At 51.3% G+C, this 21,224-nt stretch carries 19 protein-coding genes and 1 riboswitch; of the genes, 14 read left to right on the top strand and 5 right to left on the bottom strand.

Annotation, left to right across the window (positions count from 1 at the left end; all coding sequences use genetic code 11):
* Window positions 1–4: 4 nt before the first annotated feature.
* The 4 genes from ACO0LD_RS15545 to ACO0LD_RS15560 form a co-directional block, all read right to left on the bottom strand.
* Window positions 5–1,138, bottom strand: a complete 1,134-nt coding sequence (locus ACO0LD_RS15545; protein ID WP_423008343.1) for a glutathionylspermidine synthase family protein — start codon at window positions 1,136–1,138, stop codon at window positions 5–7.
* A complete protein-coding gene (locus ACO0LD_RS15550) occupies window positions 1,138–1,635 on the bottom strand; it encodes a hypothetical protein (protein WP_423008345.1) in 498 nt (165 codons plus the stop codon). The genes ACO0LD_RS15545 and ACO0LD_RS15550 overlap by 1 nt, the downstream gene beginning before the upstream one ends.
* 183 nt (window positions 1,636–1,818) lie before the next feature.
* Complete coding sequence (speE, locus tag ACO0LD_RS15555; RefSeq protein WP_423008347.1) at window positions 1,819–3,054, bottom strand: polyamine aminopropyltransferase; 1,236 nt, start codon at window positions 3,052–3,054, stop codon at window positions 1,819–1,821.
* A gap of 10 nt (window positions 3,055–3,064) precedes the next feature.
* Entirely contained in the window at window positions 3,065–6,445 is a 3,381-nt protein-coding gene (locus tag ACO0LD_RS15560; protein ID WP_423008349.1) for an SNF2-related protein, read from the bottom strand.
* 182 nt (window positions 6,446–6,627) lie between these two features.
* Here ACO0LD_RS15560 and tkt point away from each other — a divergent pair, with 182 nt between their 5' ends.
* The 6 genes from tkt (at window position 6,628) to ACO0LD_RS15590 (ending at window position 12,534) form a co-directional block, all read left to right on the top strand.
* Window positions 6,628–8,631 (top strand): transketolase, encoded by a 2,004-nt coding sequence (gene tkt / locus ACO0LD_RS15565; protein ID WP_423008351.1) that lies wholly within the window; start codon window positions 6,628–6,630, stop codon window positions 8,629–8,631.
* Between the two features lie 14 nt (window positions 8,632–8,645).
* Window positions 8,646–9,245 carry a GNAT family N-acetyltransferase gene (locus tag ACO0LD_RS15570; RefSeq protein WP_423008353.1) on the top strand — a complete coding sequence of 200 codons (600 nt, stop codon included), beginning with the start codon at window positions 8,646–8,648 and terminating at the stop codon, window positions 9,243–9,245.
* A 216-nt stretch (window positions 9,246–9,461) separates the two neighbouring features.
* Window positions 9,462–10,475 carry a type I glyceraldehyde-3-phosphate dehydrogenase gene (gene gap, locus ACO0LD_RS15575; RefSeq protein ID WP_422974291.1) on the top strand — a complete coding sequence of 338 codons (1,014 nt, stop codon included), beginning with the start codon at window positions 9,462–9,464 and terminating at the stop codon, window positions 10,473–10,475.
* 135 nt (window positions 10,476–10,610) lie between these two features.
* Window positions 10,611–11,291, top strand: a complete 681-nt coding sequence (lepB, locus tag ACO0LD_RS15580; RefSeq protein WP_423008355.1) for a signal peptidase I — start codon at window positions 10,611–10,613, stop codon at window positions 11,289–11,291.
* Window positions 11,292–11,435: 144 nt separating this feature from the next.
* The gene (locus ACO0LD_RS15585; protein WP_423008357.1) at window positions 11,436–11,903 is read left to right on the top strand and encodes a BON domain-containing protein; all 468 of its coding nucleotides are present in this window, start codon (window positions 11,436–11,438) and stop codon (window positions 11,901–11,903) included.
* Window positions 11,904–12,072: 169 nt separating this feature from the next.
* Window positions 12,073–12,534, top strand: a complete 462-nt coding sequence (locus tag ACO0LD_RS15590) for a cache domain-containing protein (RefSeq protein WP_423008359.1) — start codon at window positions 12,073–12,075, stop codon at window positions 12,532–12,534.
* Window positions 12,535–12,616: 82 nt separating this feature from the next.
* On the opposite strand, the gene ACO0LD_RS15595 is transcribed toward ACO0LD_RS15590, so the two are convergent.
* Window positions 12,617–13,396 (bottom strand): IclR family transcriptional regulator, encoded by a 780-nt coding sequence (locus ACO0LD_RS15595; protein WP_423008361.1) that lies wholly within the window; start codon window positions 13,394–13,396, stop codon window positions 12,617–12,619.
* 290 nt (window positions 13,397–13,686) lie between these two features.
* Here ACO0LD_RS15595 and ACO0LD_RS15600 point away from each other — a divergent pair, with 290 nt between their 5' ends.
* From ACO0LD_RS15600 to ACO0LD_RS15635, 8 genes are all read left to right on the top strand, one after another.
* The gene (locus tag ACO0LD_RS15600) at window positions 13,687–14,085 is read left to right on the top strand and encodes a diacylglycerol kinase (RefSeq protein ID WP_423008363.1); all 399 of its coding nucleotides are present in this window, start codon (window positions 13,687–13,689) and stop codon (window positions 14,083–14,085) included.
* Between the two features lie 9 nt (window positions 14,086–14,094).
* Window positions 14,095–15,132, top strand: a complete 1,038-nt coding sequence (gene cobT, locus ACO0LD_RS15605) for a nicotinate-nucleotide--dimethylbenzimidazole phosphoribosyltransferase (protein ID WP_423008365.1) — start codon at window positions 14,095–14,097, stop codon at window positions 15,130–15,132.
* A 27-nt stretch (window positions 15,133–15,159) separates the two neighbouring features.
* Window positions 15,160–15,927 carry an adenosylcobinamide-GDP ribazoletransferase gene (locus ACO0LD_RS15610; protein WP_423008367.1) on the top strand — a complete coding sequence of 256 codons (768 nt, stop codon included), beginning with the start codon at window positions 15,160–15,162 and terminating at the stop codon, window positions 15,925–15,927.
* Between the two features lies 1 nt (window position 15,928).
* A complete protein-coding gene (locus ACO0LD_RS15615; protein WP_423008369.1) occupies window positions 15,929–16,471 on the top strand; it encodes a histidine phosphatase family protein in 543 nt (180 codons plus the stop codon).
* A gap of 52 nt (window positions 16,472–16,523) precedes the next feature.
* Complete coding sequence (locus tag ACO0LD_RS15620) at window positions 16,524–16,868, top strand: PilZ domain-containing protein (RefSeq protein ID WP_423008371.1); 345 nt, start codon at window positions 16,524–16,526, stop codon at window positions 16,866–16,868.
* Between the two features lie 103 nt (window positions 16,869–16,971).
* Window positions 16,972–17,209, top strand: a riboswitch (cobalamin riboswitch).
* Window positions 17,210–17,391: 182 nt separating this feature from the next.
* Entirely contained in the window at window positions 17,392–19,248 is a 1,857-nt protein-coding gene (locus ACO0LD_RS15625) for a TonB-dependent receptor domain-containing protein (protein ID WP_423008373.1), read from the top strand.
* 131 nt (window positions 19,249–19,379) lie between these two features.
* Window positions 19,380–20,435 (top strand): FecCD family ABC transporter permease, encoded by a 1,056-nt coding sequence (locus ACO0LD_RS15630; protein WP_423008432.1) that lies wholly within the window; start codon window positions 19,380–19,382, stop codon window positions 20,433–20,435.
* A complete protein-coding gene (locus ACO0LD_RS15635; RefSeq protein WP_423008375.1) occupies window positions 20,435–21,208 on the top strand; it encodes an ABC transporter ATP-binding protein in 774 nt (257 codons plus the stop codon). Before ACO0LD_RS15630 ends, ACO0LD_RS15635 begins: the two co-directional genes overlap by 1 nt.
* Window positions 21,209–21,224: the final 16 nt, after the last annotated feature.

Consider the following 21,224-nt stretch of genomic DNA (forward strand, 5'->3'; position numbering starts at 1 on the left):
CATCCTATTCTACAAAATAATGGGGAATGAAACGACTGGTGTTTTTGGTGATCAGGGTTTCATCTTCGCGTATGCCTATACCAGCGGGTTCATCACCAACTATCCAGGCACCGATGGAGGTGTAAGCCGGTGTGATGCCATCATCAAATTTTGGTTGTGGTGCATAAGCCTGATAGATATAGCCTTCTTCACCATATTCACCACCAGTATGCATCACTTCACCATTGGCATAGATGGAAATGTTTTCTCCCTCGCGTGAATACAAGGGTTTCTTTACATGGTTGCCGCTGATACGCCATGCATCGAAATGGGCGGGCAAGAGGTTGGGGTGATTTGGGAACAGCTCCCACAATATTGGCAGTATCGCCTTGTTCGACAAGATCATTTTCCAGGCTGGCTCTATGATGCGCATGGGGCGCTTCAGCAAGTGATTGGAAAAATCTTCGCGGCACAGCCATTCCCATGGGTAGAGCTTGAACAGGTTATCGATACGACTGTCAAGATCATCGACGAATACGCCTTCGTCTTCATCCCAACCCAGGGATTCTATCGCGCACTGCTTGGTGGCAAAGCCAGCCTGTATGGCAGTGTCACGCAAGTAAGAGAGATTACCCTCATCTTCTTCATTGCCGCCTGCGCAGGCAAAGTGCAACAGGCCCTTGCCAGGGAATTTCTTCCACTGGGCTATGAGTTTTTCATGCAGGGAGTTGAACTGGTCAGCATCAGGAAATACATCCTGCAGCCAATACCACTGGGCGACACTGGATTCGACCAGGCCGGTGGGGGTATCAGCATTGTATTCCAGCATCTTGGGCGCGCCTGTGCCATCCCAGCTCAGGTCAAAGCGGCCATACAAAGAAAATTCTTTTGCGCGCCAGCTGTCTTCAACCTGTGACCAGAAGGCCTGGGGAATGGCAAATTTTTCTTGCATGCCGTGTTTGACGACATGATCAACGGCTTGCAATGACATCTGGTGCAAGTCCAGGCTGGCTTGTTCCAGTGTATCTACCTGGTCGGCAGTAAAGCGATAGGCATAGCGCTCATCCCAATACAGGCCGTCGATGGAGTGGTATGTAAATCCCAGGGATTCAAATTGCTGTTGCCAGCCTGTGCGTGGTGTTAATGATGTGCGTATCATTAACCACCCCCACTGTGGCCATGTGCTGTGCCGCCAAAACCACCGCGGCTGACACTGCTGCGGCTGGAGGATACACTGCGGCTGATGGCGTGATCACTGCCAGAGTTGCTGACACCAAAATTTCTTTGCACAGTGTCACGATAACCGGGTGAATAGAAGGGGCCGAAAAAACTGTGGGAATAACCACTATAGTGGCTGCCACTTGTGCCGGTGTAGCTGCTGCCTGTAGACGTGGCGGGCATGCTGGCAGCATTGAGGTCAGTGCTGGAGGCCACGGTTTCGCAAGCCGTGCCATCGCCCCAGTCTTTGCGACAATCTTCCAGGCTTTTATACTGGTCGCGTATGGATGTCAGTTCCTGGCTGCCGCTGCTACCAGCGCCGTCAGCGCTATCGTTGCTGACGCTGCAGGCAGTCAGGGCAGCACTGGTCACTAGCATTAGCGGCAGAGTGCGGCTGACTCTGCGTTTGCCATGTTGTTTGGTTTTTCCGGCACTCACGGTTTCTCCTGTTTTCCCATTTTTTGGTGTTCAGAACGTGTTTGCGATCTGTAGCGAGCGGGTGTCAGCGGGGTAAGGGTAGCAAAATGCAGCGCAAAAAGCGGAATGTACTTAAAGTACATGAGCATTTTGAGCAGCGCATGAGCCCCGATCACGCCCGCGCAGTAGGATCGCAAACACGTTCTAAGGCATCAGGTCTTTCACATAATTGGGTAAGGCAAATAATGCCTGATGCACATCGCCATTGTAATACTTTAGCAATGGCAAACCACGGTGTTTGATCTGAAGATTTACCGTTGACGGGCTTATCGATAATGGATTGCCATGCTTGCTGGCAATTGCCATACCCCATAAGGCACCGTACAGGGGGATGAAGACTGTATAAGGATGTAGTTGTGGAAATATATTGCTGAGTTTCTTCAAGGTATCAGCAAAGCGGTGCGGATGATAATAGGGGCTGCCCAGATGCAGTACCAGCATGCCTTGCGCAGTCAGCCTTTGTTCGCAAGCCTGGAAAAATTCTTCTGTCATGCAGGTGGCTGCGAGTGAGTTACCATTCGGGCTGACCGGGTCGGTCAGGTCCAGCAGTATCAGGTCAAATTGTTCTGTACTATTGCGGACATAGGCAAAACCATCTTCATAACGGTGTTGTATTTTTGGATCATCCAAGGCTCCGCGATGAATACTGCCCAAGTGCTGACGCGCCATCTTGACGACTTCGGCATCAATTTCACATAGCGTAATACTGCTGATACTGGGGTGTTTCAATAATTCTTCGCAAGAACCACCATCGCCACCACCGATGATGAGGGCGGTACGTGGTTCCGGATGAGTCATCGCCGCAGGGTGTACCAGGCATTCATGATAAAAGAATTCATCTTTTTCTGAAGTCATCATGGCACCGTCTATGCGCATGACCTTGCCAAAATCTGTGGTGTGAGCGATTTCTATGTCCTGCATGGAACTGCGCTGGCGTGCCAACACCTGATTGATACGGGTGGCGGCAAAGCTGTCTTCTGTCAGGGCTTCAAAGGCCATGGCGGGGCCATGTTCACCGCGTTGCAATTCCTGGCGCGAGACCGTGCGTGGCTGGAAAACAGCAATCAGGGCATCAACGATTTGCCTGGCCTTGCTGCCATTATCATGATTGAAGTTGCAGACATAGACATCCAGCGTGACTGCATTGCGTTCTGGCCAGGTATGGATGGCGACATGCGACTCTGCCAGCAACAAGGCACCGGTGACGCCAGCCGGGCTGCCATCTTCATGCGAAAAGGGGTGGAATTTTTCTCCGACTATCGTCAGGCCCGCAGCGATGGTGATGTCGCGCAGGCAAAGACGCAGGCTTTCCGGACTGACAAAATATTCTGGCGCTGCTTCACAGGCAAAGCAGTCGGCGGTCAGGTGTAAGCCTTCCATAAGTCTTTCTTTAATTCAAAGGTTCAAAAATGCCCTGCAAGTCTTCTGCAGTCAGTTGTACGCTGGCGATTTCACCCTGGTCCAGTATGGCACGTGCCAGGTCAGATTTTTTAGCCTGCATTTCCTGTATCTTTTCTTCCAGCGTGCCTTTGGCAATCAATCGGTAAACAAACACTGGCTTGTCTTGCCCTATGCGCCAGGCGCGGTCGGTAGCCTGGTTTTCTGCAGCCGGGTTCCACCATGGGTCGTAGTGGATGACGGTGTCGGCTGCGGTCAGGTTCAAGCCCACGCCGCCCGCTTTCAGGCTGATCAGGAATAGGGGGATATCACCTTCCTGGAAGCGGCGTACCACTTCACCACGGTGCTCGGTGTCGCCTGTCAGTATGGCGAAGCGCAATTGTTTTTCAGTCAGGGCTTCGGCGATCAAGGCCAGCATGCTGGTGAATTGTGAAAACACCAGGATCTTGCGGCCTTCGGCCAGCAGTTCATCGATCATGGCCAGCAACTCTTCAAGCTTGGCCGAAGGCGGTATCTTATCCTTGCCACTCTTCGCAGACTTAGTTGCGGTGGTGGCCTTGGCACCAGTGATCTTGACCAGGCGCGGGTCGCAGCATACCTGGCGCAATTTGAGCAAGGCATCGAGGATGACGATCTGGCTGCGTGCCACGCCTTTCTTGGCGATTTCTTCGCGGACTTTTTCATCCATGGCCAAGCGCACGGTTTCATACAGGTCGCGTTGTGCGCCGCTGAGTTCTATGTGGCGCAAGACCTCAGTCTTGGCCGGCAATTCCGTCGCTACCTTGTCCTTGGTACGGCGTAGTAAAAAGGGCTTGATGCGGCGCGTCAGCAAGGCATGGCGCTGGCTGTCACCGAGTTTTTCTATCGGGTGCTGGAAGTCCTTGGTAAATGACTTGATGTCACCCAGCAGGCCAGGCATGAGGAAGTTGAATTGCGACCACAGTTCGCCCAGATGATTTTGCAGCGGCGTACCAGTCAGGCACAGGCGGTGATTGGCCTGCAGCAGGCTGGCTGTCTGGCTGGCTTTGGCCTGGGCGTTCTTGATGTACTGCGCTTCATCGAGTATCAGCAAATGATAGCGATGCTGGCGCAGGGCTTCTTCATCACGTGGCAGCAAGGCGTAAGTGGTCAGCACCAGGTCTACCTGCGGGATTTGTTCAAATAATTTACTACGGTCCTTGCCCTGCAAGATCAGCACCCGTAAATCAGGCGTGAAGCGTTGCGCTTCGCTGGCCCAGTTATCCATCAGGCTGGTGGGGGCCACCACCAGTGCTGGCTGGTTCAGGCGGCCAGCTTCTTTTTCCATCAGGATATGGGTCAGGGTTTGTATGGTCTTGCCCAGGCCCATGTCATCAGCGAGGATGCCGGCAAGCTGGTATTCGCGCAAAAACTGCATCCATGCCACGCCTTCTTTTTGGTAGTCGCGCAGGCTGGCCTGCAAACCTGCGGGTGGCGTGATGCTGTTGATGCCACCGAATTCTGCCAGGCGTTTGCCAAAGCTTTGCTGGCGTTCACCACCTATCCAGCGCAAGTGGGTAGTGGCAGACAATTCGGCCAGGCGTGCTGCATCCAGCATGGGCAGGCGCAGTTTATCGCCTTGCTGTTCATTGAAATACAACTCCCCCAGAATCAGCAGGATAGGCTTGATGCGCGCATAGGGCAGGGCGACGCGGGTATTGTCAGGCAGGGCCAGCAATACTTGTTCGTCATCGGCGCGCTGGCTGACTTGTTGCAGGCTAAAGTCTTGCGGTGCCTGGCGTATCAGGCTGACCAGTAAGGGCAGCAGTGAAATCTTGGCCTGGTTGACGACGATGCCCAGTTCCAGCTCAAACCAGACCGATTGCTGGTTATCTTCATCAACCTCGGCATACCAGTCTTCCACTTCCTGCAAGTTGTAGCGATACTCATTTTGCTGACGGATATCCCAGCCCTGGCTGATCAGATCAGGCAAATCTTTTGTTGCAAAATTCAGCCAGGCATTTTGGTCAGGCAGGCAGAGCAACAGCTCTTTTTCATGGCCTGCTACCGGCTGAGCTTGAAAGCCTAAATCCTGCAGGGTTTGTCTGGCACTCTGTTCTGCAGGCAAATCCCTGAGTATTTTTTCCAGGCCATGCTGGCCACGGCGCAACAAGTGATCTCCGGTCTGGTCTGACTCGGCTACCGCGTCCTCGTAGGCGAACCTGAGTAGGGCGTAATCAGTGCATGTGCTGGATGTCGTCAAACTATTCAGTTCCAGCACCGGGCGCATACGTATATCTGCACGCAATTGTGCGTCCAGTTCTGCCGGTAAGGGGATCAGGTTTTGCAAGCCCATGTCCAGCAGACGGTTGGCCATTGCCTGCCGGGTGTCTGCTCGTCCCACAGCTAGTAACGGCGCTTCCTGCACCAGATTGATCAGGGCAGGCAGAGGGAACTTGCTGGTCGCTGCTACATGCAGCTCGCCACAGCTATCTTGTCCTATCAGCCAGGGTGGCTCGGTGGGCAGGATATATGGCGGAGCAGGTGCATCCTCTTCATTGCTATCGAGTTGCCAGCGCAGGCGCAGGTAGTCATTTTCTTCTTGCCAGGCCAGGTGTGCCTGTTGCAATGGGTGGTATGAAAGCCTGGATAAATGGTTTTGCTTATTGTCAGTATTGAGCCAGTACAGTTTGCCAGCCTTGGCAACACGTTCCAGCAAGACCGCACCCATCCTGCCTTTTGGAGAGTAATGCGAGTAATAAAACGAATTCATGGTGCACATATTGAATAGCGCCAGCAATTCGTAATCCGCTTCCTGTAAAAAACTGGCTGACTTCATCATGTCGCGCACTGCCAGTGACAGCTTGGTGTATTTCAAGTCACCTTTGGCATTCTGCTTGGCCTTGCCGGGTATCAGGCGCACTTCCTTGCTGCCAGATACTGTGGACAGGCTGAAAATCAGCATGCCATCTTCCCGCTCTTCTTTGGCAAACTCTGCTTCGGTCGCTGGAGCAGGAGATTCATGCGTGGCAAATTCCAGCTCACGCAACCATTTTTGCTCATTGAAACCCAGCGCGGTGTCATTGCTGTCGGCATGGCCGGGCTGAGCATGGGCTTTGTTGTGGTGGTCGAGGATATTCAATAAAACTGCCGCCACATGTTTGCAATTGTATTCAACCGGGCAACTGCAAGAGCCATTCACGGCTTCCAATTTGCCGTTTTCAAATACCAGCTCTATCTCTTGCGCATAAATATTGCGGCCACTGCCCTGGACTTCGCTCTCGACAAAGTCATTATCAAAACTCCAACCCCTGACCTTGTTTTCTGTTGCATAACTGATACCGCGTATGAACACCTCATGAGGAAATTGCCGGGCAAGATCGTCGAGGGAGAAGTGACGTTTTTTTGATGACATGCGTAAGCTTTAAGTGTAAACCCAGTGATTTTACAGTTTAAAAGAGCAAGTTTGCGCTTCTGAAGCGTCGCAATTGTAGTATGGACCTCATGCTCTGGTAAAATATCGGGTTTTCGCGGGGATAGTTTCATGTCCCCAGCTCGCAACACTGACCAGTTTTCTCAAGACTACTTTCTGACACCATGATTTCATCTCTTCAGCCAGCAACACTCACCAAGATGGCCAATGCAATTCGTGCCTTGTCCATGGATGCCGTACAAAAAGCCAATTCTGGCCACCCAGGCGCGCCTATGGGCATGGCCGATATCGCTGTTGCTTTGTGGAAAGGTCATTATCGCCACAATCCGGCTAATCCTAAATGGATCAACCGCGACCGTTTTGTGTTGTCGAATGGTCATGGCTCGATGTTGCATTACTCGCTGTTGCATTTGACAGGCTATGACCTGCCTATCGAAGAGATCAAGAATTTCCGTCAATTGCATTCTAAAACTGCTGGTCACCCTGAAGTTCATATCACGCCAGGCGTGGAAACAACTACCGGCCCACTGGGTCAGGGTATTACCAATGCCGTCGGTATGGCGCTTGCTGAAAAACTGCTGGCAGCCGAATTCAATCTGGGCGACTTGAAAGTAGTAGATCATTACACCTATGCGTTCATGGGCGATGGCTGCCTGATGGAAGGCATTTCGCATGAAGCCTGCTCACTGGCTGGCACGCTGCAACTGAATAAACTGATCGCTTTCTGGGATGATAATGGCATCTCCATCGATGGTCATGTCGAAGGCTGGTTCACTGACAACACGCCAAAACGCTTTGAAGCCTATGGCTGGAATGTGATCCCGGCAATTGATGGCCACAATGCAGAAGCCGTGGCCAATGCTATCGCTGCTGCCAAAACATCCGACAAACCGACGCTGATCTGCTGCAAAACCGTGATTGGCAAGGGCTCGCCGAATATGGAAGGCACGCACAATGTGCACGGTGCCGCCCTGGGTGACAAAGAAATTGCCGCAGTACGTGCGCACATAGGCTGGGAATACCCACCATTTGAAGTGCCGTCTGACGTTTATGAAGCCTGGGATGCCAAAGCAGATGGCGCAAAAGCCGAAGCCGAATGGAATGCACAATTTGCAGCCTACACAGCCCAGTTCCCGCAAAAAGCGGCTGAACTGACACGCCGCATGAATGGCGACTTGCCAGCCAACTTCGATGAAGTGGTGGCGAATGCGATTGCATCCTGCGTAGAGAAAAAAGAAAACATCGCAACCCGCAAAGCCAGCCAGAACGCGATCCAGGCATTTGCACCATCGTTGCCAGAATTCCTCGGTGGTTCTGCCGATTTGACAGGTTCCAACCTGACCAACTGGAAAGAAAGTATTGCTGTCCGTGGCAACCAGCCCGGTAACCATATTAATTATGGCGTGCGCGAATTCGGCATGAGCGCAATGATGAATGGTATCGCCCTGCATGGCGGTTATATCCCGTTTGGCGCGACCTTCCTGACTTTCTCTGATTACAGCCGCAATGCTATCCGCATGGCTGCGCTGATGAAAATCCGTACCCTGTTTGTATTCACGCATGACTCTATCGGTCTGGGTGAAGATGGTCCTACGCATCAATCAGTAGAACACGTTTCCAGCATGCGCCTGATCCCTAACCTGGATAACTGGCGTCCATGTGACACAGTGGAATCCGCTGCTGCCTGGGCACATGCTGTCAAGCGCAATGATGGTCCATCGACCCTGATTTTCTCTCGTCAAAACCTGCCGTATCAAGAGCGCAGCGCTCAGCAAATCGCTGATATCCAGCGCGGTGGCTATGTCTTGCAAGACGTGGCTGACGCAAAAGCAGTATTGATCGCAACCGGCTCTGAAATTGAACTGGCTGTCAAATCTGCGGCTGAGCTGGCACAGCAAGGTATTGCGGTGCGCGTGGTGTCCATGCCTTGTACTGACGTATTTGATCGTCAGGATGCAGCCTATAAAGCAGCCGTATTGGGCAAGGGCTTGCCACGTATTGCCATCGAAGCCGGTGTGACTGACTTCTGGTATAAATATGTAGGTCTGGAAGGCGCGGTTGTTGGTATCGATACATTTGGTGAATCAGCACCGGCTGGCGTCCTGTTCAAATACTTTGGCTTCACTGTCGATAACGTCGTTGCCAAAGTAAAAGCGACTTTAGTTTAAGCTGGAAGACGGAATTGACAGACATTACTGTGAGCAGCATCAAAGAGGTCAGCCTGCGTCGTGCTACTGTAGATGACGCAGAGGCGATTGCTGCTGTGCGTGTGGAAAGCTGGCAAGCTACCTATCGTGGCATGATCCCGGATAATTATCTGGATGAAATGCGCGTAGACGATAGCATGCTGCAATGGCGGCAAATCCTGCAAGCCATGTCGCAGGCAGAAGACCGCATCTGCGTGTATGTGGCTGAGAGCGAAGGCCATATCATCGGCTTCGCATCCGGTATGATGCTGCCTGAGCCTAAACTGGGCATGCAGGCTGAACTGACCGCCATTTATCTGCGGCCAGCCTGGCAGCGTTCTGGCATAGGCCGCCGTATGCTGCAAAAAGTAGCGCGCACTTTGCAGGCGCAGGGCGCAGACAGTTTGCTGGTTTGGGTCATCTCCGGCAATGACATCGCCCGCAATTTTTATGAAGAGCTGGGTGGTGCGCTGTTGATAGAACAGGCATTTAGCTGGGATGGCATGGATTTGATGGAAGTGGGTTACGGCTGGCGCGATTTTTCGGTGCTGATGGCATCGGTCAACGCAATGCGTACTTCCGCTTCTTTGCATTGAACTTATTTTGAAGACCGAAAAGCTCACCACAGAGACACGGAGACACAGAGAAAGGCAAGAGAACGGCAGCACCTTTTGAAATTGCCATTCGGATATCTTTAGTTTTCTCATGTTTTTCCTCTGTGTCTCTGTGCCTCTGTGTTGAGAGGTCTTAAGCTGTAAGTGCTCAGATTTTTATTTGTATTTATTGTTGTTTAGTCCTTTGGAGATAAAACCATGACGATTCGCGTCGCAATCAACGGCTATGGCCGTATCGGCCGCAACATCCTTCGCGCTCATTACGAAGGTGGCAAGTTCAAGAACGAGATCCAGATCGTTGCGATCAATGATCTTGGCAATGCAGAATCCAATGCCCACCTGACCCGTTACGACACAGCCCATGGCAAGTTCCCAGGCACAGTCACGGTCGAAGGCGACACCATGATCGTCAATGGCGACAAGATCAAGGTATTTGCAGAACGCAATCCAGCCAATATCCCTTGGGGTGAATTGAATGTTGACGTCGTGCTGGAATGCACAGGCTTTTTCACGACAAAAGAAAAAGCGTCTGCCCATCTGGCTGGCGGCGCGAAAAAAGTCATCATCTCTGCCCCAGGCGGTAAAGACGTTGACGCAACCATCGTCTACGGCGTTAATCACAATGTATTGAAATCCACTGACACAGTGATTTCCAATGCCTCCTGCACGACCAATTGCCTGGCACCTCTGGCCAAGCCTTTGAATGATGCTATCGGTATCGTCAATGGCTTGATGACGACTATCCATGCCTACACCAATGACCAGGTATTGACAGATGTGATGCATGAAGACTTGCGTCGTGCCCGTTCTGCCACCATGAGCATGATCCCGACCAAAACTGGCGCAGCAGCGGCCGTTGGCCTGGTGTTGCCAGAACTGAATGGCAAGCTGGACGGCTACGCCATGCGCGTACCAACCATCAATGTATCCGTCGTTGACCTGACGTTTGTTGCTGCCCGTGATACGACAGTGGCAGAGATCAACCAGGTATTGAAAGATGCATCCGAAGGCGCCCTGAAAGGTATTCTGGACTACAACACTGCACCACTGGTTTCTGTGGATTTCAACCACAATCCAGCTTCCAGTACTTATGATGAAACACTGACAAAAGTATCTGGCCGTCTGGTTAAAGTATCCAGTTGGTATGATAATGAGTGGGGCTTCTCCAACCGTATGCTGGACACCACTGTTGCACTGATGCATGCAAAATAATCTGCTTAATCTGTTGTTCAGATAGTTTTTGCAACATGCTTAAAAATACCCCGAACTTTCGGGGTATTTTTTTGTCTATGCAGGGCAGGGGTAATTTATTGATTTATATTTTTTGCTTGTCATTGGGAGATTGCTGTGAAGCTCAAGAAACTGTTGGCTGACAATAAAGGTTTCATCGTACTCATGCTGGGCATGGTCTTTGTGCGTAGCGCGCTGGCTGATTATTACATCGTGCCCACCAGTTCCATGTATCCGACGCTGCTGGAAGGGGATCGCGTCATTTGCGACCGTCTGGCTTATGACGTCAAGTTGCCATTCACCGATGTCATCCTTGCCCATGTCGCTGATCCACAGCGTGGTGACGTGGTGACCTTTACCTCGCCAGCAGATGGTGTGCGCCTGATCAAGCGCCTGGTTGCCGTGCCTGGTGATGTAGTAGAAATGCGCGAGGAGAAGCTGTTCATTAATGGTGTAGCCGCCAGCTATGAAGCACTGGAGCCTCGTAGTGACGACCATCTGACACCAAAACGCGAATACAAGGGTCAGCAACTGGTCTACAAAGAACGCCTGGGGAGTCTGCAGCATGACATGATCGTCATGCCAGAACGCGAAGCGCTGCGCTCTTTTGCCCCCGTCAAAGTGCCAGAGGGTGAATATATGATGCTGGGAGATAACCGCGACAATAGCCAGGATTCACGCTACATAGGCCTGGTCAAGCGTGAGCTGATCACTGGGCAAGTCAAGCGTCTGATGTACTCACTGAATGGGGATCAGTATTATTCGCCACGTTTCGACCGCTTTGGGGCAAAAATCTAGTACCGTATCAGTTGAATCGACAAGCCAGTACTGTGTAAAGTACTGGCTTTTTTATGTAGCAAGCACATCCAATAAAAATTAGTTAATATGCAAATACTTGTTCAGGTAGTTTTGCATAAGGTATACGCTAATGAGGAGACTTGCATGTCGCTAAAAGATTCCAGGCGCCAGCTTGCATTGATGGCCGTGCTTGCCCTGTGTGCCAATCCAGCGATGTCTGACGAAGCACGAAGCAACTACTTCAACGATCCTTTCCTCAAAATTACCCAATTCATCAGCGATTGCCCCGCGCCCGAAGGTCCTTTATTGACCGAGGCACAAGCCAGGTCAGAGGCACACTCCAGAATAGAACGCGGCACCAGTTGCTATCAATCAGGGCAATGCCGTCTGCCAAATTCCTATTTGTATGATCAGGAAATTATTCCCAGGGTAAAGCGCGCCATAGAAGCGGATGGTCGTTTTGTTGAAACCAGTATCTGGATAGAAGGGCAGCGTCGCTTCGTCACTCTGAAAGGTTGTGTGCAAACAGCTGGTCAGGCAAAAGAACTGGAAAAACTGGTGCGTCGTCTGGACGATGTAGAAGGAGTTGTAAATTTGCTTAGCTATAAATAGCCATATTGCACTATGCTGTAGTGGCACTGATTGCAAAGAAAGGCAAATTTATTGCGCTGCACAGTGACTAATACTGGACTGGACAGCGCAAGTCATGAATGATTGGTTCTGCAAAGCAATAATCACCATGCGCCGGCCAAGCGGGTCGGACCTAACAAGGAGGATAGTCATGAAATTAATGAGCAAACTGTTTTTGCTGGCAGTAATGGGTTTTTTTATGTCTTCGTCAGCGATGGCAAGGGAAGAACGTGGTACGACTGCACAAGCTCAGGCCATGGTTAAAAAAGGAATTGCCCACATCAAGAAAAACGGCAAAGAAAAAGCTTTTGCAGACTTCAATGATGCATCCAACAAAGATTTTCACGACCGCGACCTGTACTTGTTTGTATATGACATGAATGGCGTCAATTTGTCACATGGTGCCAATCCCAAAATGATAGGCAAGAATTTGATCGACTTGAAAGTCGAAGGCAAGACTATCATCAAGGACATGGTTACTGCGCTGAAAACCAAGAATGATGGCTGGATCGATTATCAATGGCCAAATCCTGTGACCAAGGCTTTGGAAACCAAATCCAGTTATTTTGAAAAGATTGATGACTATTTTGTCGGTAGCGGTGCTTACAAATAAGACCTGAAACTGCGGAGTGGCAGATGTTAAAAAACCAGTGCTGTGAAAAGCGCTGGTTTTTTTATTTGGATAATGTTTCTACTCAAAATGTACCGGTGTAACCCAGGGTCAGCGAAATCTGTCTGGCAGTATCGGTCAGGTTGCTGAGCCATTCTTCTTGCAGGCGGTCTGCTGGCGCTGAGATAGACAAGCCCGCAATCATTTTGCCGCTGTCATCATGAATGCCCGCTGCCATGCAACGCACACCCAGTTCCAGTTCTTCATTGTCCCTGGCATAGCCATTTTCACGCACAGCCGATAATTCTTTTTCCAGTTTGGCGAGGTCAGTAATCGAGTTTTTATTATGACCAGCCAGGCCAGTGCGGGTTGCATAGGCGCGTATGGCCTTGGGTTCATCCAGAGACAAAAACAATTTACCGGTTGACGTCAGGTGCAATGGCGCCCGACCACCTATCGCACGCACCACCTGCATGCCAGAACGTTCAGAGAAGGCACGGTCTATATACACGATTTCATCACCCTGGCGTACTGACAAATTGATGGTCTGGTTAGTCTGGCGGTGCAGGGCACGCATGAATTCCAATGCTGCCTCGCGCACATTCAAGCGACTTTTGACGATATTCCCCAATTCCAGCAAACGCATGCCGAGGCGATAAGAGCCCGTGTCGGCACGGTCAACAAAGCGCGTGAGTACCATATCATTGAGAATACGGTGAGTAGTGGAGGGGTGCAAACCGGTGACGATGGCCAGTTCCTTCAGACTGACTGGGTCCTGGTAGCGCGACAAAGCGTCCAGCAAGGACACCATGCGTTCTATTACCTGGATGGAAGTTTTATCAGAAGCGGGCGTATCGTTTTTCATATTATGGTTGGTGCGCTGCAATATATAAGTTATACCACAATGTGAAATGGGCGTCACGGTTTCATCGTCAAAATGCAGCATTGCGGTGCATGATGCTTGATTGCTCCTGCAAGAATTTAATTTGCAAGAAGTAAATCTGCTTGTCCCTGACTTATAGTCCTGTAAAATTCGCCACCTGAGTGAGGGCATGCTGGTCTTGCTTCTCACGGCTATACGGTTGAAGTGCGCACGTTAGAGTGACGTGAGAGTGATGTCAGCGTGACGTTTGAGTGTGGGTTTAAGGAATAGAAATGTCTGAAAAAGAACAAGCAGTCAGTGAATTCAAAAGCAAAAGTGGCCTGCGCCGCATATTTTCGGCCATCCTTTATTCCATAGATGGCCTGCGTTCGGCCTGGAAAAATGAGCATGCCTTCCGCCAGGAATTGGTACTGGTTGTCACTGGTGCCGTCATCGCTTTAGCATTGCCAGTGTCGGCTTTTGAAAAACTGATGATGATCGTGGTATTGGTACTGATCCTGATTGTAGAGTTGATTAATTCAGCGATAGAAGCGGTGGTTGACCGTGTCTCGCTGGAGCGCCATACCTTGTCCAAGAATGCCAAGGATTTTGGCAGTGCTGCTGTCTTGCTGACGGTATTGATCGCACTGGCGACCTGGGTAGTGATTTTGTTGGACCGCTTTTACTATTGATTGCCTGATATGCTCAATTTAAACATTGTCGCTACTGCTAATCCAGCTCTTGAAGCTGAACTAACTGCCGCCATCAACAATAAAACCAAGCCCTTGGGCAGTCTTGGTCGCCTTGAACATTTGGCGGCGCAGATAGGTTTGATACAGCAAACCACGCAGCCAGAATTGCGTGAGCCTGCCATCATCGTGTTTGCTGGCGATCATGGTGTGGTGGCAGAGGGTATTTCTGCTTTTCCCCAGGATGTAACCTGGCAGATGGTAGAAAATTTTCTGGCCAATGGTGCCGCGATCAATGTCTTTGCACGTCAGAATGGTATCGCCCTGCATGTTGTTGACGCAGGTGTCAATCATGATTTTGGACCACGTGAAAAACTGCTGAGCATGAAAGTAGCGAATGGCACGCGCAATTTTGCCAAAGAATCGGCAATGACTACGGCTGAATGTCAGGCAGCCATGCAAAATGGTGCTGAACTGGTGGCAGGCTTGTCTGGCAATGTGCTGGGTTTTGGCGAGATGGGCATAGGTAATACGACTGCCGCCGCTGCACTCATGCACAAGCTGACTGGCGTCCCTGTTGTGGATTGCGTAGGCGCTGGCACAGGCTTGACGGCGGAAGGCATACGCCATAAACAGGCTGTGATTGAAGCGGCGGTTTCCTTGCATGCGGGTGTTAACGAGGCCGCCGATGTGCTGGTCACTTTTGGCGGTTTTGAAATTGCCACCATGGTTGGTGCCATGCTGGCGGCGGCAGAGCGTCGCATGGTCTTGCTGATAGATGGTTTTATCGTTACCAGTGCCTTGCTGGTGGCAGCCAGGATGCAGCCAGCGATACTCGATTATTGTGTGTTTTCACATCAGTCGGATGAAAGTGGTCATGCCCGCATGTTGCAGGCATTGCAGGTCAAGCCTGTGCTGCAACTGGATTTGCGTCTGGGTGAGGGCACAGGCGCTGCACTGGTGTACCCCATGTTGCAGGCCGCGGTGAATTTCCTGAACCAGATGGCGACTTTTGCGTCAGCACAGGTTAGCGAAAAAAGTAGCGACTAAAAAATCACCAACACTGCGGGAGCTGGCTTGCATCAACTACGCTTATTCTTCATTGCCCTGCAGTTTTTTACCCGCATCCCCATTCCTGCCTGGGTAGGGTTTGAACAAGACTGGCTGCGGCAGTCTTCACGTTATTTTCCAGCAACTGGCTGGGTAGTAGGCGGGGTCTGTGCTGGCGTGTATGCCGCCACAGCGCAATTATGGCCGCATGCGGTAGCAGTAGTGCTATCCACCGTTGCAGGCATCTTGCTGACAGGCGCTTTTCATGAAGACGGTTTTGCCGATGTCTGCGATGGCTTTGGCGGTGGCATGACGCCAGAGCGCGTGCTGGAAATCATGAAGGATTCACGCGTCGGTGCCTATGGAGCCATCGGTATTTTACTGATGCTGGCACTGAAGCTGACACTCTTGATCAGCTTGCCTGCCTTGACGGCGGTACCAGCCCTGCTGTTGGCCCACCCCTTGTCGCGGCTGGCTTCATGCAGCCTGATCTGGCTCATGCAATATGCACGACATGAAGGCAAAGCCAAACCGCTGGCGCAAGAAATGAGCAATGGCGAATTCCTGATCGCCTGTCTTACCGTGCTATTGCCTGTTGCTGCGCTGCTGTATTATTTTCCCCTCCCTGTTTATGCATTGTTGCTGGCCTTTGGCTTGATGCTATTGCTGACCTGGCGCATGGCACGCATGTTCCAGCGCAGGATAAGCGGCTTTACCGGGGACTGCCTGGGTGCCACCCAGCAGGTGGCTGAGGTCGCTATCTATCTGGGTCTGCTGGCTTTTCAGGTGTCTTGAGATGCGACTGCATCTGCTCAGGCATACCAGGCCGCAGATTGCTGATGGCCTTTGCTATGGTCAAACTGACGTGGATGTCTCTGACGCAGAATGTGCGGCACTGGCAGGTAAATTATCCATACAATTTCAAGCGGGCTTGCCGGTATTTTCCAGCCCATTGCAGCGTTGTGCAAAGCTGGCAAGGCTTTTACATGCTGAGCCCATGTTTGATCATCGCTTGAAAGAACTCAATTTCGGCGCATGGGAAATGCTGGCCTGGAATGATATTCCAAGATCAGAAATAGATGCCTGGGCTATAGCTCCGGCGACATACAAGCCCGGCGGTATTGAATCAGCTGTTAACGTGGCGCAACGCGTGATTGATTGGTTGGATGATTTGCGTGCGCTGAATATGCCGGCAGCCACGGTGGTGACGCATGCGGGCATTATGCGCACACTGTTAGCATGGCAGGAAGACATGACGGCAGAGGAGCTGGCGCAAGCGGTTTGTACACAGAAGCTGAGCCTTGCCTTTGGTGAACATAAGGAAATACTGGTATTTTAGTAATATTGCAGATAGTATTTACGCAAGATTCACAAAAAGCCATGGTTATTGAATGATAGAACTCAGGAGATCTCCACGTGTTACCGTGACCTGGCGCTCAGGCGTCAAGTTGCCGGACGGTCGATTGATACTGGCAAAGATCGTTAACATTTCCGCCGAAGGCGTGCTCCTGCACACATCTGAAAACCTGATTCCGCAACGCAGTTACCCCATGTTGATAGAAATCCCCGGCATCTTTCAAGAAGCTGAGATTTACAAGGTCAGTTGTAAAGGGTTGGTCAGGCATGCCATCCTCAGTGGCGAGGTCTATCACGTCGGCATACAGCTCTCTGAAATGTCAGAATTGCATGCCGAACTGGTGGTTGCCTGGATTTCAAAGACGGCACATCTGAGTTGACATACAGTGATTTCTCGATAAATTTCTTTGTTTTCAATAAGTTAATAAACTGATCTGCCTCAGCCTTTAGATCTCCCAAACTTGCAGCTACCCCCATCTGTCTATAGAATGGCGGAGTTTTGGTGCTCGCGGGTATATTCATATTCGCGGTTAAACGGGAAACACTAAGCTCTTGAAAAAGTGTGCTGCCCCCGCAACGGTGTACAAGTTGCTGCGAATTTGGAACTCTTGCATAGTTCACACGCAGCCAGCCATTTTCCAATACCACTGTGCTATGTGCATGGGAAGGTCAGATGGTGATACTTGTCAGCCCGGATACCGGCCAGAATAAGTGAAGCAATACGGACGGGGAACTTTCGTTAAACAGAAACGCATGAATTGCCACGTTGATTGGCATGACGTGAAATCCTGACAACACAGGCTGCCTGAGTGGCACTGTCGCTGACGATAAATTGTCCTTATTGCTTTGTTCAAAGTAGCCTGCGGGGACGTCGGCCACTTGCTCCATTTTTTCTGAAATATCATGACATCTGCATTCAAACCGCTCGCCCTCAGCCTGGCCTTGGCCGCTGCATTCCCATCTTCCGTCGTCTTTGCACAAACTGCTGCTGTCGGTGCAACTTCCAGTGTGGTCATTACCGCTGGCCGTCAGGCACAAGCCGCCAAGGACGTGCTGGCTGACAATGTCGTCATTACTTCTGAAGACATCGTCAAATCTGGTGCCGCTTCCATTGTTGATCTGTTGCAACAACAACGCGGCATAGAAATCACTCGCAATGGCGGCCCTGGCACGACATCCTCAGTCTTTATCCGTGGTGGCAATAATGCGCAAAACGTGGTGCTGATTGATGGCGTGCGCATCGGTTCTTCCACAACAGGCGGTGCTACCTGGTCTTCCATACCATTGTCACAGATCGACCGTATCGAAGTTGTGTATGGCCCGCTGTCCAGCCTGTATGGTGCTGATGCCATGGGTGGTGTGATACAGATATTCACTAAAAAAGGTACTGGCGCAATTACACCTACCCTTTCAGCTGGTCTGGGCAGTTATGGCACACGCAAATTGCAAGCTGGTTTTACCGGTTCTGTTGCCAGCAACCTCAGCCTCAGCATGAATGCAGCACATGAAGAGAGTGAAGGCTTTTCGGCCAGCAAGCCGGGTGCAGGTGCATTCACCTATAACCCGGATAAAGACGGTTACAAGATGGACAGCTTCAATGGACGCCTGGTATGGGAAATCAGCAAAGGCTATGAATTGGGCGCGAGTGTTTTGCATAGCCGCAATAATGCGCAGTTTGATGCAGGTACAGCGCAAGACGACCGTAATATCTCGACACTGGAAACCATCGCCGTCTTTGGCCGTGGCAAATTCACTGATTACTGGTCCGCTTCCCTGCAGTATGCAAAAACTGCAGACAAGGGTTATACCGATGCATCCTACGGCAAGAGCCAGATTGATACACGTCAGGACAGCCTGAGCTTCCAGAATGATATCCGTATCGGTAAAGATGTATTGCAACTGATCGCTGAAACACGTGATGAAAACGTTGAAACCACCACTTTGGCTGTGAATGGCAAACGCACGACGAATTCTTTTGCTGCATCTTATGTATTCAAGCAAGATGCGCATCTGGCCAGCGCCAGCATTCGCAATGACCGCAGTTCACAATATGGTTCCAACACCACAGGCAGCGTAGGGTATGGTTACCGTTTTACTGATGCTCTGCGTGTCAATGCCAGCTATGGCACCAGCTTCCGTGCACCGACTTTCAATGAACTGTATTACCCAGGTTATGGCGTTGCCAGCAACAAACCAGAAAAAGCAAAAAATGCAGAAATCGGCATGTATTTTGAGCAAGGCGACACACAGTTGAGCGCTGTGTACTATCAAAACAAGGCAACGGATTTGCTGGTCAGTACCAGTGTCTGCCCTATAGAACAAGCGACCCACCAGTTTGGTTGTGCCTATAACGTCAACAAGGCCACTTTGTCTGGCTTGACAGTAGGTGGTACGACTCGTTTTGCCGATCTGACTTTGCGTGCTTCCATCGATATCCAGGATCCAAAGGATGATACGACAGGCAAGCGCCTGGCACGCCGCTCCAAACAACATGGTACTTTGGCTGCAGAATATGCGTTTGCGAATGCAAGAATTGGTGTAGAAACTATCTACTCTGGTGACCGCTTTGATGATGCCAACAATACGAGAGTACTGGGTTCTTACAATTTGCTGAACCTGTATGCGACATATGAAGTTGCGAAAAATACGACTGTACTGGCACGTTGGAACAATGCCCTGAACAAGGACTACGAACTGGCAAGAAATTATGCAACAGCCGGTTCCAATGTATTTGTTGGTGTGAACTACGGCTTTAAATAAGTTTGACAGTGATGTGATAAGCAATTCTGGATAGCTCATCACATCGTAAGTTGATTGCATGATGGGCAGGCCACGGTATTTTCTGCGGTGCTGCACATCACAACCTGTTTCACCTTTGGACCAGACCAATGATGGCGTCTTTTTTTTCTGCACGACAGCGCAAGCAATCCCCCAGGATGGCGGTCGCTCAACGTGCCGGTCTGGTTCTCCCTATTTTATTCGCCGCCGCTGTAGGCAGTATATTGATTGCCTGCGTCTGCGGTTCGGTATCCCTGAGCTTTGCCGAGTTATGGCAAGCCTTGCTGGAATTGTTGCGCGGCCCACCTACGACCCTGCCAGGCAGCTTGCTGGATTTGCGCCTTGGCCGTGCACTGACGGGCTTTGTGACCGGTGCCACGCTGGCGCTGGCCGGTGTCATGATGCAGGCGCTATTGCGCAACCCTCTGGCCGACCCTTACGTTCTTGGCATATCTGGTGGCGCATCTGTCGGTGCGCTGGCAACCATCTTGTTTTTCGGTGCATTCTGGCTGGTGGATGTGGCCGCTTTTGCCGGTGCGATTACGGTTGCGCTGCTGTTATTCGGCCTGGCTTACCGCGACCTGCGCGGTGCGGGTAGTACCGATGGCAGTGCACCTATCCTGTTACTGACTGGTGTCATCGTCGCTACCGGTTGCGGTGCCATCATCACCCTCATGCTGTCGATTGCGCCAGACAGCCGCCTGCGCGGCATGGTGTTCTGGATGATAGGTGATTTGTCGAATACCCAGTCACGTTATCTGCCCTGGTTGATACTCGGTGCCATCTTGCTGTTCGCCATGCGCAATGCGCGTTCCATCAATGTCGCAGCCATGTATGCCGATAATGCCAGCACCCTGGGTGTCAATATTGGCCGTTTGCGGCAATTGCTGTTTTTATGTTCTGCCCTGCTGACTGCCAGCGCAGTCAGCAATGCAGGCAGCATAGGTTTTGTTGGCCTCATCATGCCGCATATCTGCCGCTTTGCCTGGGGACCCGATCACCGTTTGCTGGTGCCTGCTGCGACCCTGGCTGGCGGTTGTTTCCTGGTGCTGGCAGATACGGTCGCCCGTACCGTGGTCGCGCCACAGCAGTTGCCGGTTGGCGTCATTACTGCCCTGGTAGGCGTACCGATGTTCCTGCTGCAATTGCATCAATTGCGGAGGCGTTGATGGATATCCGCAACCTGAATTTATCGGTAGGCAAGCGCGTACTGGTGCGTGAACTCAACTGGCATATACAGCCAGGTGAGTGCTGGTGCATCATAGGCCGTAATGGTGCTGGCAAAAGTACCTTGCTGCGCACACTGGCCGGTTTGCGCCCCGTAGAAAGTGGCCAGGTCTATTTGCGTGACAAACCGTTGCAAGACTGGTCATTGACAGCCCTTGCCCGTGAGCGTTCATTTTTGCCGCAGGGCAGGGTAGATGCCTTTGGCTACTCTGCGCTGGATACTGTACTCAGCGCCCGTCATCCTTACCAGAATTCGCATTACTGGGAAAATAATGACGACATGGATCTTGCCATGGCTTCCTTACGTGAAATGGATGTCGCCGACATGGCAGAGCGCGATGTGCGCAGCCTGTCTGGCGGCGAAAGACAGCGTGTGGCGATTGCTGCCTTGCTGGCCCAGGACGCCAAATGGATGTTGCTGGATGAACCCGCGAGTGCGCTTGATCTTGGGCACCAGGTCAGCGTCATGCAATTGTTTGCCAGCTTGTGCAGTAAAGCAAATGCGCAGCAAAACAAGGCCGTCGTCATGGTCAGCCATGACCTCAACATGGCCTATCGCATTGCCACCCATGCCCTGTTGCTGATGGGCGATGGTAGCTGGCAAGCCGGGCCAGCGGATGACATATTCAGTGCATCCCAACTCAGTATCTGTCTTGGACACCCAATAGAACGCTTCACCCATGGCGGGCAAACCATATTCCTGCCTCAAAACTGAAAATAACGAGAAACTA

The organism is Undibacterium sp. Ji83W (assembly GCF_049340385.1).
GTDB lineage: Bacteria > Pseudomonadota > Gammaproteobacteria > Burkholderiales > Burkholderiaceae_D > Undibacterium.